Below are 14155 nucleotides of genomic sequence, written 5' to 3'. Positions count from 1 at the left end.
CCAGGCTAATACGAGTCGCGCGCAACCGGCCCGGATCAGACGAGCCAGCTCCCGACCACGAACTCCAGCACGCCGTAGATGACGTACCCGGTCCCGAGCAGCACGAGCACGACCAGCAGCCAGGCCGCCCACCGCTGGAGCCCGCCCGCGCGGTTGGCCGACTCGGCGAAGTCCCGCACCCCGGACAGCTCGCCCTCCACCGTGAACATCGGCCGCACCCGCTCCATGCGGTCGAGGTGCTCGGCGAACGCGCGCGCCTCCGGGTCGTCGGGGTCGAGCCCGACGAGGTCGTCGTGGAACCGGCGCGTCGGGTCGGGACGGCCGGCGCCAGATGAAGCACCCCAGGTCACGCCGGTCACGGTAACCTCCGAACCTGTGGCGCGGTCCCCTGCGGTGGAGCTCGAGGTGGGCGGACGCACGGTCCGCGTCTCCAACCCCGACAAGGTCTACTTCCCGGAGCGGGAGATCACCAAGCGGCAGGTGGTCGAGCACTACGTCGCGGTGGCCGACCCGCTGCTCGGCGTGCTGCGGGACCGCCCGACGCACCTGAAGCGCTTCGTCGACGGCGTGACGGGCGAGTGGTTCTACGCCAAGCGCCTGCCCAAGGGCGCCCCGGACTACGTCGAGACGGTGCAGGTGCGCTTCCCGTCCGGTCGCCCCGCCGACGTGCTGTGCCCGACCGAGCCCGCGGTGCTGGCCTGGGCGGCGAACCTGGGCACCTTCGACTTCCACCCCTGGCCGGTGCGGCGTCCCGACGTCGACGCCCCGGACGAGCTGCGCATCGACCTCGACCCGCAGCCCGGCACCGACTTCGCCGATGCGGCGCGGGTGGCGGCGACGCTGCGCGAGGTCCTGACGGAGGCCGGCCTGCGCGGCTGGCCGAAGACCTCCGGTGGGCGCGGCATCCACGTCATGGTCCCGATCCGCGCGGAGTGGGACTTCGTCGCGGTCCGCCGGTGTGTGATCGCGATCGGGCGCGAGGTCTGCCGCCGGATGCCCGCCGAGGCCACCGTCGACTGGTGGAAGGAGGAGCGCGGCGAGCGCGTGTTCCTCGACTTCAACCAGGCCGCGCGCGACCGGACGATCGCCTCGGCGTGGTCGGTCCGCGGCACGCCGCGGGCGACGGTGTCCTTCCCGTTGCGCTGGGAGGAGCTCCCCGACGCCGAGCCGGACGACTTCGACGTCCTGACGGCGGCCGGCCTGCTCGCTGAGCGCGGCGACGCCCACGCGGGGCTGCACGACGAGCCGGCGGGCCTGGAGACTGCGCTCGAGTGGGTGGAGCGCGACCAGCGCGACCACGGGCTCGGGGACATGCCCTACCCGCCCGAGTACCCGAAGATGCCCGGCGAGCCGAAGCGGGTCCAGCCGAGCAAGTCCCGGGCGGACACCACCGGCAAGACCGTTTCCTGAGCCCTCGCGGGTAGCGAGGAGCCCTCGCCGAGCACCGGACCCGGGCCTCGGGGTCGATCAGGTGGCGGGGACCCCGCTCATGGCCTCGAGGATCATCCACTGGGCGTGCCGGGCGTGGCGGACAGCGAGGTGCTCGGCCTCCGCGCCGTCGCGGCGGGCGATGGCGCCCAGGATGTCGGTGTGGTCCTCCCAGACCCAGAGCGGCCCGCCGTCGTGGAGCAGGACCTCGCTCATCAGGCGATGGACGTTGCGCCACATCACCTCGGCGCTCTCGGCGATCAAGGGGTTGGCGGCGGCGTCGACGACGGCGCGGTGGAACTCGACGTCCGCGGCGATCATCTGGGCGAAGGCGCCCTCGGAGCGGGCGCGGTGGCCGGCCTCGACGATCTCGGTGGCTCGGGCGAGCCATGGTTCGTCGTGCCGTTCGGCGGCCAGGCGCGCGGCGGGGCCGTCGATCACGCCGCGCAGTTCGTAGACGTGGCCGACGAGGTCGGCGGCGACGGGGGCGACCTCGAGGCCGCGGCGCCCGAAGTCGCGCAGCAGGCCCTGGTTGCGGAGCAGGAGCAGCGCCTGCTGGATGGGCTGGCGGGAGACCTCGAACCGCTCGGCGAGCCGTTCCTGGCGCAGCGGTGTGCCGGGGGTGAGACGGCCGGTGCAGATGTCGTCGACGATGGCCTCGTACACCCGGTCGGTGCGCGACGGCGCTCCGGAGGCGGTCATCGCGACGCCCCGACCGCGGTGCGCGGGGGTCGCTCGGCTGGTGGCGTGCTCCGCCGGGCTCGGCACTGCTGACCTCCTGCTCGGCGTGGGCATCGACCGTTCGGGGCAAGATCATGGGCGGTACGGCCGCAGCTGATGTTCTGAATTCAGTGTTGACACTGAATTCAGAGTGCGGCAAGCTCCGCGCCCAACCTGATGTGGTCCGGTTCACACGCGAGCCGAGCCCTCTCGGGCCGACCTCACCCCGACCACGTCGCTACCCGGCTCCGGCTCCCCGGTCGTCTCCGGGTCTCGACGATTCCCGCAGCCGGTTCGGATCCCGACGGATGGACGCTCCCCGGCTTCCACTCTCCCGCCGAGACCCCGAACCGGACCGACCAAGGATCGTGACGATGACATCGAGATCCACAGTGGTCCCGCTGGCCCGAGGTGACCCTGCCGCTGGGTTCCGCTCACACGCTACGACGTGAGCGGCAAGGACCCCGAAACGTCGAAGACGTCGGCGAGTCGGGGTATTTCGACGAACAGTATCAAACCAGACATCGACGCTCTATCGGACGGCCGGGTGCCGACGATCCGAGTGTCGGACCCGGCGCTGACGGTCGCACTGCCGTCACGCGGCATCGGTATGCCGTAGCGCCGGCGCTACGAATTCTATCCAGGAAATGAATAACCGAGCCGTATCCTTCCGGTCATCGGTTCGTTATCTGCATACGTCGATCGAGGAGTTCAGGGGCCTCGGTCGGTGTCCACTACCGTGTCGCGCCACGTCGAGGCCGATCGGTGATCATGTCGCCGGTCGGACAGATCGACGGGTTCGACGTCGCCCCTGATTCTCAGGGGCCCGGAACCCCTTCGAGGAGCTACTCCACCCGCCGGTGGGTCTCGCCGTCTCGTCCTCCTTCTCGGGGCGCGGCCGCTCCCACTCCGGCGTAGACGCAGATTTCTTCGGAACTGCCGGACGATCATCACGTGAGTCGTCCTCTCGACGACTCGCTGGTTCGGCTGTGCCCGGATCCGGGTGTCGACCCCACGATCCCCGATTCCCGGCTGCCTGAATCAACTGACACGAATCGTCATCCGCATCGAGCGGAACGCTTCTTCGTGGGCGCCCACGTGTTCGGTCCGTTCTGTCCGCTCGTCTTCGGTCGCACCCCAGTGGACCGACCCCTGAACCGTCCGACGGAAAAGACTCCCCAACACCGAAAGAGGCCTGATGTCTCGAATTCGCCTCCGTCCACCTCGTGCGAGGTGGCTGGTCCGATCACTGGGCGGGGCCACGCTGGCCACCGCACTGGTCGCGGGGCTGGTCGCGGCCACCCCGGCGGCCGCTCCGGCACCGGCCGATCCGGCCGTCGCGAACCTCGCCCTGCTCAAGAAGGTGGTCGCCGACATGCCGGCCGACTTCCGTGCGAGCAACGAGAAGGCCCAGGCCATGGCCGCGGCCGCCAATCCGGCGGCACTCGGGCCGCAGGTCCCGACGGTCGGGCCGGCTCCGAAGGACACGCAGATCCTCGAGTACCCCCTCCCGCCGGGGACCTTCCCGATCGATGAGAAGAACGGGGTCGACGGGGCGATCTGGTACACCGCGCTCCAGTCCATGATCCGGCAGGACCCGGTGACCAAGAAGATCGACATCTTCCCGGTCCCGGCCCAGACCGGAATCCCGTACGCGGTCAACTCCGGCCCGGGTCCGTGGGTGTACTTCACCTCGCTCGGTGTGAGCGGTGGCCCCGGCCTCAAGGTCGTCGGGAACGCCATCAACCGGATCAGCACGATCGACCACCATTTCGAGTCGTTCCCGATCCCGACGCCCGAGGCGTACCCGGCCGACATCAAGACCGGCTCGGACGGCAAGCAGTGGTTCTCGGAGACGGTGGCCGGCAAGGTCGGCCGGTTCGACCCCGTCACCAAGAAGATCGACGAGTTCGAGGTCGGCCCGGGCACGCTGCCGCAGGATGTCACCACCGGCGAGGGCAACTGCCTGGTCTTCCGGGGATGCACCCGGGACTACACGCAGGGCATCAACTACGCCCACTGGCCCATCCAGGACCAGAACGTGTACTTCTCGATGACCGGGCCGGCCTCGCTGGGTAGCGGCAGGCTCCCCGTCGTGGGCGGGACCAAGCCCGAGCCTCCGACGCCGTCGCCGGCGCCGAACACCGGCCCCGCGCAGGGGAACGGGCTGTTCGTCATCGACCCCAAGAACCCGGGACCGACGACACCGATCGTGCCCGCCACGGGTACCGACCCCGCCGCGAAGAAGTACCCGTACCCCACCGCGGCCGCGCTCACGGTCGACAACGAGCCGGGGCCGTCGAACGACTGTGACGTGTGGTCCATCTACCTCAACGGCAACAAGTTCGACAAGTTCAACACCGTCACCAAGAAGCACACCGAGATCCCTCAGCCGACGCCGAACGAGCTCTCGTACACGAACGGCCCGACGGCGGTGGGCGTCAACGAGAAGCGGATGTACGCGGGCGGGTGGCGTAGCAACGCGCTCTCCGTCGTGCGGAACATCGACTCGCCGAACCCGGTCGTCGAGGACCTGCCGTACCCGACGCCGCTGGCCATCCCGGTCGACTTCGCCCAGAGCCCGCGGTCGCAGTCGACCTGGTCCGCCGAGCTGCGCGGCAACAACCTCGTCGAGATCCGGAACCCGGAGTCCTACCCCACGGGATACGACCCCGGCCAGCACCTCCCGCCCGGCGTGGGCCAGCAGCGCGACGCTCACAACTCCTACCCGCCGGTCGACCCGCCCGGACGGGCGGTCGACAAGGCCAAGGAGAGCGACGTGCTCCCGGCCCCCGGCCCGTCGGGTGTGTCGAAGGACGCCACCCCGGCGACGGTTCACCCCGGGTCGGGTCTCCCGATCGCCCCGCCGCCCCTTCCGCTGCCGGGCACCCCGCTGCTCCCCGGAACCCCCGCAGGGGCGGCTCCCGCAGCACCGGCTCCCGCAGCGCCGGGTGCTGGGGCGCCTGACGCCGGGGCACCGGCTCCCGCAGGACCGGCTCCCGCAGCGCCGGGCCGCGGGATCCCCGGGCTGGGCTAGGAGGACGAGCGGACGGGGTTGACCTGTCGGCTCGCCGAGACCTCGCCGCATGACGGGCGAGGAAGCACGACAGGCGGGCGCGCCCCTCGGGGAACGCGTATCCGCTGATGCCGCACGAGGCGGGGGCGGGCCGGCCCACCACGGACCGGTCCGCCCCCTGCTCGCCGCTCGGAATCGCCCGGGAGCGAGCAGCAGCAGCCGCCGACCGCTCCTCGGTCGCGGCGGTAGGAACTGCCGGTGTCACCGAATGGGGTGAGGCGGCACCGGCCAGCACTCGGCCCCGGCCCGGGCCTCCCCTGACCCGGACCGGGGCCGACGTGCACCGGATCGACCCGACAACCACGAGAGACCGACCAGTGGCCTGCAGCCCGGAGGGCGACCATGGGACGCCACGACTTCCACGACGACTTCCTCGACGACGATGTCCACGACTTCGACGGCTTCGACGGCTTCGACGGCTTCGACGAGTTCGACGAACCGCCGACGCTGGCGCTGCCGGCTCCGCGCGAGCCCCGCAGACGCCGCCTGCGCGCGCAGCGCGTGGAGGCCGCCGCGTTCGACACCCTGATCGCCCACGCCCGACGACGGGCTCTGCAGGTCGCCCTCGCCAGTCGTCCCACGTCGCCGCCGGAGCCCTCGGACCCGTGGCCCGCGGATCCGGACGAGGTCGCCGGGGGCCGGTCGTCCGCGCGCGGTCGGCACCCGCACCGGCGCGCCGGCCGCGGCCTCCGCCCGGGGCGTCACCGTCGATGACCGCGGCCGATCAGCACCTCGACGCCCCGCACATCCGGTCGGTGTGGGAGGCGATCCTCGCCGCCGCGGCCCGCGAGTGCCCGGCCACGACCACCTTCACCACCGCGCAGCTGTTGCTCTGGCGCACGTTCGCCGGCCCGGACGAAGCCATCGAGTCCGAGATCGGGTGTTCCTTCGAGCGCGCCCACGACGGCCCTCATCACGCCCCGCTGGGACCCAACGATGCCGCGGGCGAACTGGGGCAGCGCGACGTCTGGTGGTTGCGCTGGAGCGACGACGGCGAGCACCACGAGTTCGTCGACGCCCCGTTCTGCCCCGGCACCCGCGGCGGCGCCGGCCACGACTTCTGCGTCAAACCCGCCCGCCACCGCGCCCACCACCTGTGGTCCACCGACCTCCGCGGTCGATAGCGCGCCCGCCCGGGTCCTCTCCCTCCCGTACGTCATGGCTCGACCAGTCCAGGTAGCGACACGAACGCCGAGGTTCCGATGAGTTCTCCGTCAGCATCGCCTTCCGGGGCCGCTTCCGCGGCCCCTCCCACCCCGTCCGGCACTGCCCCGGACGGCCACACGCGAACCCTGCCCTGGTGGGTGTTCGGGCTGGCCAATGTCGTCGTCGTCGCGGTGGCGGCGGTGCTGTTGTGGTGGCTGTTGATCGATCCGCAGTGGAGCCCGGTGGGTTCGTATCCGCAGCCGTTCAACGCGTCGCTGTTCTGGGCGATCATCGCCACGGTGTGGGTGGCGTTCAACTGCGGCTGGACCGGGCCGGCGCGGCTGGGTCAGCCGGCCCGCGGGCTGGTGGGGATCGTGGTGGTGCTCGCGATCGCGGCGGCGGTGGTGGCGCTGCTGGCCTACGGCTGGTCGCGCGTGGATCCGAGCTTCGCCGCGTCGCGGGCCGAGGGGGCCGGGTTCGGGACCGGGCAGCTGATCGTGCTGTTCGCGTTCTTCTTCTACGTGACCGCGGTGGTGAACTGGGCGCAGTGGCCGTGGGCGGATCGGCTCTCGCCGCCGTGGGCGGGGCTGGCCGAGATCGGGACGCTGGTGCTGCCGACGCTGGTGCTGTTCGGGGTGTTCGCGGTGCCGAGCGTGGCGACGTGGGCGGATCCGTCGACCGCGTTGATGAGCAAGGCGACGCTGACCGGCTGGTTCTACAGCTGCATCGTGGCGGTGGTGGTGACCGGGCTGCTCTGGGACAACCTGCCGTGGGCGCTGCTGAAAAGCCGCGCCGCGACGGCGGTGGTCTCGCTGGTCGGGAACTTCGTGCTGGGCACGGTGATCTATTTCGGGACGCTCGGGGCGGCGAAGCTGCTCATCGGCCCGGCCAACGTGGCCGCGCTGGGGGACGGGGTGACCTCGTATGCCGCGGAGTTCGGGGTGTGCTGGGTGTTCTGGATGATCGCCTGGGCGAACGTGTTCGGGAACAAGCCCACCCATCTGGGTCGGGCGGCGAACCTGGTGGTGCGCACCGTGGTGACCCTGGTGCTCGCCGTGGTGACGTTCCTCGGCTACTACTTCGTGGTGGCCGGGTCGGTGCTGCACGAGCCGGCGGCCGGGGTGTCGCTGCACGGTGACGCGCTGGGGTTCATGAACTTCGCGGTGCTGGTGATGCTGTTCTACGTGCTGTTCCTCGGGTCGTTCGGGCTGCCGCCCGCCGAGCCCGACGCCGCCGCGGCCGACGCCGAGACCATCGCCGTCGAGACCGCCGGAGCCCGCGAACCCGCCTGACGCACGGTCCCGCCCGCGCGGCCCGTCGACGCCGCGCGGGCGGGATCCGGGGATGGCAGTCTCGGAGGCATGGGCATTCGACTCGGCTACCAGATGCCGAACTTCTCCTACGGCGACTCCGTCGAGAAGCTCTTCCCGACGGTGATCCGTCAGACCCGCGACGCCGAGGCCGCGGGCTTCGACACCGCCTTCGTCATGGACCACTTCTACCAACTGCCCGGCCTCGGGGCCCCGGACGAGCCGATGCTCGAGGCGTACACCGCCCTCGGTGCGCTCGCCACGGCGACGTCGTCGATCCAGCTCTCGACGCTGGTCACCGGCAACACCTACCGGAACCCGACGCTGCTGGCCAAGGCGGTGACGACGCTGGACGTGGTCAGCGGCGGCCGGGCTGTGCTGGGCATCGGAGCGGGCTGGTTCGAGCTCGAGCACCGCCAGCTCGGGTTCGAGTTCGGCACGTTCACCGAGCGGTTCGAGCGTCTCGACGAGGCCCTGCAGATCATCGTGCCGATGCTGCACGGCGAGCGCCCGACGTTCTCCGGGAAGTGGTACCGCACCGAGAACGCCATCAACGAGCCCCGCGTCCGCAACGACCTGCCGGTGATGCTCGGCGGCGGTGGCGAGCGCAAGACGTTCGCGCTCGCCGCCCGCGACGCACAGCACCTGAACATCATCTGCAGCCCGTCGGAGCTGCCGCGCAAGATCGAGGCGCTGGACGCCCGCTGCGCCGAGGCGGGTCGCGACCGGTCGACGCTGGAGACCAGCTTCCTCGCGTTCGTCATGATCGACGAGAACGGTGACCGGGCCCGTGCGCAGCTGAAGCAGGTCCTGCGGGGTCAGGGCCTCGACCCGGACGCGCTGTCCGACGACGAGTTCCGGGCCGCCACCGAGCGGATGTTCGTCGGGACGCCGGACGACGTCGCCGCCGACCTGAAGGAACGCGTGCTCGACCGGGGCGTGGACGGGCTGGTGATCAACCTGCCGGCCACCGGGCACGTCGAGGGCGCCGTCGAGCTCGCCGGCCGGACGCTGCGTCCGCTGGTCGACGCCTGAGGGCTCGGTCCCGGCGCCGCCGGCAGGCCGCCGGGACCGATTCCTTCCGGTGGTGTCCGCGGTCTACCTGGGGGGAGGCCGCGCACGGGCCGGTCTCCGCCACCGAGACCGGAGGGCCGAGGAGCCGATGACCGTTCCCACGACGATGCGCGCGCTGCAACAGAGGTCTCTCGACGGACCGCTCGACATGGTGCTGATCCCCGATGTGCCGGTTCCGCGCCCCGGCCCGGACGACGTCCTGGTCCGCGTCACCGCGGCCGGCGTCAACTTCGCGGACGTCTCGAAGGCGCACGGGACGTTCGGGGACGGCCCGCGGCCGCCCTACCTGGCCGGGTTCGAGGCCGCCGGAGAGGTCGTCGCCGTGGGGGAGGCGGTGACCACCGTGGCGGCGGGGGCACACGTCGTCGGGGTGGGGGAGGGCGCCTTCGCCGAGTACATGGTGCTGCCCGCGGTCGCGGCGATGCCGGTGCCGAGCGGCTGGACCCACCAGCAGGCGCTGGGACTCGCCGTCAACTGGCCCACCGCCCTCGCCGTCGTCGGGCACCTGGGTGGCGTCACGGCCGGCCGGACCGTGCTGGTGCACGCGGCGGCGGGTGCGACCGGCCGGGCCGCGGTCACCGTCGCCAAGCATCGCGGTGCGATGGTCATCGCCACCGCCTCCCGGGAGAAGCACGCGGCGGTCCTGGCCGCGGGCGCCGACCACGTCGTGGACTCGCGGGGCGACGTCGCGGCCGAGGTCCGGCGGCTGACCGGCGGGGTCGGTGTCGACGTGGTGCTGGAGTCGGCGGGCGGCGCCACCCTGGAGGCGAGTCTCGCCGCGGCGAAGCGGGTCACTGGCCGCGTCGTCGTCTACGGCCTGGCGGGCGGCGAGGCCTCCCTCACCAACTGGGACCTGGTGTACCGGCACCAGGTCCACGTCGTCGGGTTCAATCTCGGCGTCTTCATCCGGTCCGCGCCGCAGCTCTTCGGGGAGGTCCTGGGGGAGCTGCACACGCTCATCGCGGACGGCGTCCTCACGCCGTCCGAGCCCACCACCTACGCGTTGCCCGGCGGCCCGAAGGCGCTCGCGGCCTTGGAGACCAGGGCCACGATCGGCAAGCTCGTCCTGGCGCCCTGACCACCCGGGGCCGAGGTCCCAGCGACGCGAACGGACACCGATGACCACGGACGCCGATCCGGCCGCCGTCGGGAGGGCGCGCACGTTCGCGGCCGAGACCGAGCCGTTCCGTCGGGAGCTCCTCGCGCACTGCTATCGCATGGCCGGCTCGGCGCAGGACGCCGAGGACCTGGTGCAGGAGACCTACCTGCGGGCCTGGCGCTCCTACGCCGGGTTCGAGGGCCGGTCGTCGATGCGGACCTGGCTCTACCGGATCGCCACCAACGTCTGCCTCTCGGCGATGACCTCGCGCCCGGTCCGGCTGCTGCCCTCGGGCCTGACCGGCCCCGTCGACCGGGCCGACGGCCCGCCGAGCCTCGCGGGACCGGGCGAGGTCTCGTGGCTCGAGCCGCTCCCGGACGCCTGGATCGCCCGGCCCGACGACGACCCCGCCGCCGTCGCGGTGGAACGCGAATCGGTGCGGCTGGCGCTCATCGCCGGCCTGCAGCACCTGCCGCCCCGGCAACGCGCGATCCTCATCCTGCGCGACGTGCTCGCCTTCTCCGCGCTCGAGACCGCGGAGCTCCTCGGGACCACGACGGCGGCGGTGAAGAGCGGTCTGCAGCGTGCCCGCGTCCGGCTCGACGACGTGGGGCCCACGGACCTGCTCGAACCGACGGATGAACGGGCCCGGGCCCTGCTCGAGGGCTACATCGCCGCCTTCGAGCGCTCCGACGCCCGCCTGCTGGAACAGGTGCTGCGCGCCGACGCCACCCTGGAGGCCACGCCGTTCCGCGACTGGCAGTCGGGTCGGGCCGCGTGCATCGACGTCCTCGACACCTACGTGCTGGGTGCACCGGGCGACTGGCGGATGATCGCGACCACGGCCAACGGCCAACCCGCGGCGATCGTCTACCGGCGCGACGCCGGCGGGGTCCTACGAGCCGACGGCGTGGTGGTCCTCGCGGTGACCGCCACCGGGATCGCCCGCGTGACGAAGTGTCACGATCCCGCTCTGGCCGCGTCGTTCGGGTTCCCGCCGGCGCTGCCGTCGTCGGCCGACGGGGTCGGGAGCACGTCCTCGGGACGCCAGGTGCGGCCGTTCTTGTCGAGGTAGCGGACCCGCATCGTCGGGCCGTCCAGGTCGAGGACGGCGAAGCCCGGCATCCGCCAGGTCAGCCCCTCGGGGTCGGTGAAGGTGGCGTCGAACTCGCCGGGGTGCGGGTGCTCGGGCGGGGTCTCGAGGATCGCGCCGTGGCCCATGCAGGTCGCGTAGCCGATCCCGGAGTGGTCGCCGTAGGCGATCAGCTTGTGCTCGTGGCCCCAGAGCCATCCGGTGAGCCGACCGGCCTGCCGCAGGGCCCGTGTCCGGTCGAGCAGGTTGCCGATGGGCTCGACCCCGTGATCGCCCCAGGTGATCGGCTGGTGATGGCTGAACAGCATCGTCCGGTGATCGGGGTGGGCCTGGACGTGCCGGGTGACCCACCGGCTCTGGCGCCGGCTCAGGTGGCCGGCGCCGCCGCGGGGATCGCGTAGCCGGAACTTCCAGCTGGTGTCCAGACCGATCAGCGACCAGTGCCGGTTCGCCAGCAGGAACTCGGTGGTGATCGCGCCGGCGGTGGTGCGCTGCGCGGCGAACCGCGGGTCGGTGAGGACGACCCGGGTGAGACCCCGACCGGCGGAGTACATGTCGTGGTTGCCGTTGAGGCACCACGACGGGTGCTCGTCGGCGTCGGTGACGGGCCAGTGGTCCAGGAAGCGCCTGCGCGCCTCGGCCGGGGTCCCCGCGTAGTAGATGTCGCCGAGGTGCACGACGTGGACCTCGCGGTCCCCGGCCTCCTCGATCGCCTCGCGCATCCGGGCGGCGACCTCGATGGCCAGGCCCTCGCCGGTACCCCAGTCCCCGACGACGACGACGCGGGCGTTCTCGGCGAGCGGCTGCTGCCGCGGCTGACCGGCGGGCAGCCGGAAGCGGATCCGTCGGAAGAGGTGGACCGGCAGGGTGCGCAGGAAACCGGTCACGAAGCCGCGGTCGATGCCACGGCCCTCGCTGAACGGCTCCACCGAGCGCGAGCCCATCGGCTTCGGCGCCTCGGCGGTGGTGAGGTGCTCGGGGTGCTCGCGGTCCAGGTGCTCCTCGTGCTCGGCCTGGAACAGCGAGAGCAGCATGTCGCGCGGGATGTAGGCCTTGCGGTCGGCCTGACCGGGCTCCTCCGGCAGCGTCTTCCGCTCGGCGCGCATTGCCCCGCGCAGCAACAGGCTGCCGAGCCCGAGCCGGGGATCGACGAGCGTCCGCCACCGCGGGGTGCGCGCGAGCAGATGCGACGTCCCGGCCAGCACCGCGGACTTGTCCACCGCGTCGTCGATCATCTCCGGGATTCTGCCTTCCCGACGGCGAGGGGGCGCCCGGCCTATCTCCGGCCCAGGGCCGGGATCAGCTCCCGGGCGGCTCCGTGCCAGAACGGCACCGCGGCGAGGTAGAGACCGCCGAGGGCGAGCAGCCCGATCGCGGCGTCGACGCTCGAGCGGCCCTCGCGGGACCAGTAGACGTCCTCGAGGTCGATCAGCAGTGCGAGCTCGTCGACGATCAGCGCCGCACCGCTGCCATAGGCGGTCGCGGTGACGGGATGGCGACGATGACGCTCCTCGCCGCGCAGCGCGACACCCCCGACGGCGGCCAGCAGCAGGATGCCGATGTTGTAGTGGTGCAGGTGGCGCCCGCCCGCGCTCATCCCGCCGCTCGACGGACCATGTCCCGCGCGGATCCAGTGGGTGATCGCGCGGGTGACGCCGAACGTCGCGCCGAAGCCTCCCCACGCGACGATGAGCGACTGCTCGGTGGGCCCGACCCGGTCCACCGCGACCTGGCGCAGCCGGGCGACGACACCCTTGTCCGCCATCTGGTCCTCCTCCCGCCGTTCGGCGCCACTCGGGGGAGCGGGCCGGATTCCTGGCAGGGGTGACACGGCGTCGTCGTCGGGAATCGCCGGGGAACCGCCTTCCCGACGAAGGGGTGGCGCCGGTCGGTGACCGGTGGGCTGCGTCAGCGGCGGTTCAGGGCCGACCCAAGAACGCGTCACCGTCCGGCAACCGGTCGGCGTCACTCAGCGCGGCCGTGAGGAGACCGCGACCGGCGTCTCCGCGAAGGCGCGCCACAGGTGCGTCAGGCCGAGCAGGAACACGGCCGCGATGACGAAGCCCTCGATCTGCAGCGGCGCCAGGCCCGCCCGGGGACCGGGGACGAACGCCGCCAGTGCCACGAGGAGGTACAGCAATGGTGCGAGAACGCCCAGCACCCGCTCGACGGTGCCCGGCAGGCCCTGGTGCCCGATGAGGAACGGCACCGACTCGACGAGCCCGATGACCGCCCCCAGGACGAAGACCACCCGCCACGCCAGCGGGTTCGTCCCGCCGAGCACGGAGGCGAGCCCCATCGTCCCCGGCAGGAAGAAGAACAGCGCGACGTGGAGGCGCTCCCGGTGGCGTGCCGGGGAGCCCCAGTCCCCGCGGCCGATCCCGAGCACCACGAACCACAGTCCGAGCAGTGTGAAGCTGATCGATGCCAGTGTCTGGTAGAAGCTGAATGCCGTCTGCGTATCCCCCATACAGGCAGGGTGACATCGGGGAAAGCGGGCACGAATACCTATGACAGCAATGACTACGTCGGCCCGGGAATGCGACCGGCGTCGGTAGTCATCTCGGCCGGACAGCGGATCGGAGAATCGGCGATCATTCCATCAGCGCGCCGGACAGCACGGTGTCCAGCACGGCCGAGAGCTCCCGGTCGAGGCTGAACGGCGCCGGCTCGACGACGATCCAGCGCACGACGGCGGAGTAGTACCCCAGCGCGAGCAGCCGTCCGACCTGCGCCGCGTCGGTGGTCGGGCGCAGTGGCTCCCCGCTCGCGGTGATCAGCTCGGTGAGGTCCTGACCCAGCGTGTGGCCGCGGAACACGTCGTGGACCTTGAGCGAGAGCGACATCAGCGCGGTGGTCTCGGCGCGGGTCTCGGCGTTCACCGCGGCGAGCGCGGTGAAGTACCGCGCGAGGACCTCGCGCAGCGGCTGCACCGGCACGGAGGCGTCCTCGATCGCGTAGGCGGCCCGTTGCCGGCGGCGCAACGCCCATTCCTCGAGGAACAGCGCCTTGCGTGGGAAATGGTTGAACACCGTCGTGCGGGCCAGGTCCGCCCGGGCCGCGATGTCGTCCATCGACGTCTCGTCGAAGCCCCGTTCCACGAACAGGGCGATGGCCGCGGCGTAGACACGGTCCCGGCGCTCGTGGCGCTTGCGGGTCCGGGTGCTGACCGCCGGGAGGTCCGCCACACCCGCCGTCGCTCCTCGCGG

General features: G+C 72.0%; 14 protein-coding genes. 8 read left to right on the top strand and 6 right to left on the bottom strand.

Annotation, left to right across the window (positions count from 1 at the left end):
- Nucleotides 1–35: 35 nt before the first annotated feature.
- Entirely contained in the window at nt 36–359 is a 324-nt protein-coding gene (locus LQ327_RS25870) for a hypothetical protein (RefSeq protein WP_372460748.1), read from the bottom strand.
- Between the two features lie 46 nt (nt 360–405).
- On the opposite strand from LQ327_RS25870, the gene ligD reads away from it, so the two are divergent.
- The gene (ligD, locus tag LQ327_RS25865) at nt 406–1410 is read left to right on the top strand and encodes a non-homologous end-joining DNA ligase (RefSeq protein ID WP_230738679.1); all 1005 of its coding nucleotides are present in this window, start codon (nt 406–408) and stop codon (nt 1408–1410) included.
- Nucleotides 1411–1467: 57 nt separating this feature from the next.
- On the opposite strand, the gene LQ327_RS25860 is transcribed toward ligD, so the two are convergent.
- Nucleotides 1468–2196: a GntR family transcriptional regulator gene (locus LQ327_RS25860; RefSeq protein WP_230738678.1), complete on the bottom strand. Its 729-nt coding sequence runs from the start codon at nt 2194–2196 to the stop codon at nt 1468–1470.
- Nucleotides 2197–3346: 1150 nt separating this feature from the next.
- On the opposite strand from LQ327_RS25860, the gene LQ327_RS25855 reads away from it, so the two are divergent.
- The 7 genes from LQ327_RS25855 to LQ327_RS25825 all read left to right on the top strand — a co-directional run bounded on the left by LQ327_RS25855 (nt 3347) and on the right by LQ327_RS25825 (nt 10928).
- Entirely contained in the window at nt 3347–5185 is a 1839-nt protein-coding gene (locus LQ327_RS25855; protein ID WP_230738677.1) for a Vgb family protein, read from the top strand.
- 381 nt (nt 5186–5566) lie between these two features.
- The gene (locus tag LQ327_RS25850) at nt 5567–5938 is read left to right on the top strand and encodes a hypothetical protein (RefSeq protein ID WP_230738676.1); all 372 of its coding nucleotides are present in this window, start codon (nt 5567–5569) and stop codon (nt 5936–5938) included.
- Nucleotides 5935–6348 carry a hypothetical protein gene (locus tag LQ327_RS25845; protein ID WP_230738675.1) on the top strand — a complete coding sequence of 138 codons (414 nt, stop codon included), beginning with the start codon at nt 5935–5937 and terminating at the stop codon, nt 6346–6348. The genes LQ327_RS25850 and LQ327_RS25845 overlap by 4 nt, the downstream gene beginning before the upstream one ends.
- A 180-nt stretch (nt 6349–6528) precedes the next feature.
- On the top strand, nt 6529–7662 hold the full coding sequence (locus tag LQ327_RS25840) for a hypothetical protein (protein WP_230738674.1): 1134 nt from the start codon (nt 6529–6531) through the stop codon (nt 7660–7662).
- Nucleotides 7663–7731: 69 nt separating this feature from the next.
- The gene (locus LQ327_RS25835) at nt 7732–8715 is read left to right on the top strand and encodes an LLM class F420-dependent oxidoreductase (protein WP_230738673.1); all 984 of its coding nucleotides are present in this window, start codon (nt 7732–7734) and stop codon (nt 8713–8715) included.
- A 127-nt stretch (nt 8716–8842) separates the two neighbouring features.
- Nucleotides 8843–9832 carry a zinc-binding dehydrogenase gene (locus LQ327_RS25830; RefSeq protein ID WP_230738672.1) on the top strand — a complete coding sequence of 330 codons (990 nt, stop codon included), beginning with the start codon at nt 8843–8845 and terminating at the stop codon, nt 9830–9832.
- A 40-nt stretch (nt 9833–9872) separates the two neighbouring features.
- Entirely contained in the window at nt 9873–10928 is a 1056-nt protein-coding gene (locus LQ327_RS25825; protein ID WP_230738671.1) for a sigma-70 family RNA polymerase sigma factor, read from the top strand.
- On the opposite strand, the gene LQ327_RS25820 is transcribed toward LQ327_RS25825, so the two are convergent.
- The 4 genes from LQ327_RS25820 to LQ327_RS25805 form a co-directional block, all read right to left on the bottom strand.
- Nucleotides 10814–12181 carry a metallophosphoesterase family protein gene (locus LQ327_RS25820; RefSeq protein ID WP_230738670.1) on the bottom strand — a complete coding sequence of 456 codons (1368 nt, stop codon included), beginning with the start codon at nt 12179–12181 and terminating at the stop codon, nt 10814–10816. The genes LQ327_RS25825 and LQ327_RS25820 overlap by 115 nt on opposite strands.
- Before the next feature lie 41 nt (nt 12182–12222).
- Entirely contained in the window at nt 12223–12711 is a 489-nt protein-coding gene (locus LQ327_RS25815; RefSeq protein ID WP_230738669.1) for a hypothetical protein, read from the bottom strand.
- A gap of 204 nt (nt 12712–12915) precedes the next feature.
- A complete protein-coding gene (locus tag LQ327_RS25810) occupies nt 12916–13416 on the bottom strand; it encodes a hypothetical protein (protein ID WP_230738668.1) in 501 nt (166 codons plus the stop codon).
- Nucleotides 13417–13540: 124 nt separating this feature from the next.
- On the bottom strand, nt 13541–14134 hold the full coding sequence (locus LQ327_RS25805; RefSeq protein WP_230738667.1) for a TetR/AcrR family transcriptional regulator: 594 nt from the start codon (nt 14132–14134) through the stop codon (nt 13541–13543).
- Between the last annotated feature and the right edge of the window lie 21 nt (nt 14135–14155).

Source organism: Actinomycetospora endophytica (genome assembly GCF_021026375.1).
GTDB lineage: Bacteria > Actinomycetota > Actinomycetes > Mycobacteriales > Pseudonocardiaceae > Actinomycetospora > Actinomycetospora endophytica.
The sequence above is the reverse complement of the archived record's forward strand: the minus strand, read 5'-3'. Positions and strand labels throughout refer to the sequence as shown.

Excerpts from the sequence above, each read along its gene's own strand:
- LQ327_RS25855 (WP_230738677.1), top strand. The coding sequence starts at position 3,347 with ATGTCTCGAATTCGCCTCCGTCCACCTCGTGCGAGGTGGCTGGTCCGA.
- LQ327_RS25850 (WP_230738676.1), top strand. The coding sequence starts at position 5,567 with ATGGGACGCCACGACTTCCACGACGACTTCCTCGACGACGATGTCCAC.
- LQ327_RS25845 (WP_230738675.1), top strand. The coding sequence starts at position 5,935 with ATGACCGCGGCCGATCAGCACCTCGACGCCCCGCACATCCGGTCGGTG.
- LQ327_RS25835 (WP_230738673.1), top strand. The coding sequence starts at position 7,732 with ATGGGCATTCGACTCGGCTACCAGATGCCGAACTTCTCCTACGGCGAC.
- LQ327_RS25830 (WP_230738672.1), top strand. The coding sequence starts at position 8,843 with ATGACCGTTCCCACGACGATGCGCGCGCTGCAACAGAGGTCTCTCGAC.
- LQ327_RS25825 (WP_230738671.1), top strand. The coding sequence starts at position 9,873 with ATGACCACGGACGCCGATCCGGCCGCCGTCGGGAGGGCGCGCACGTTC.
- LQ327_RS25820 (WP_230738670.1), bottom strand. The coding sequence starts at position 12,181 with ATGATCGACGACGCGGTGGACAAGTCCGCGGTGCTGGCCGGGACGTCG.
- LQ327_RS25815 (WP_230738669.1), bottom strand. The coding sequence starts at position 12,711 with ATGGCGGACAAGGGTGTCGTCGCCCGGCTGCGCCAGGTCGCGGTGGAC.
- LQ327_RS25810 (WP_230738668.1), bottom strand. The coding sequence starts at position 13,416 with ATGGGGGATACGCAGACGGCATTCAGCTTCTACCAGACACTGGCATCG.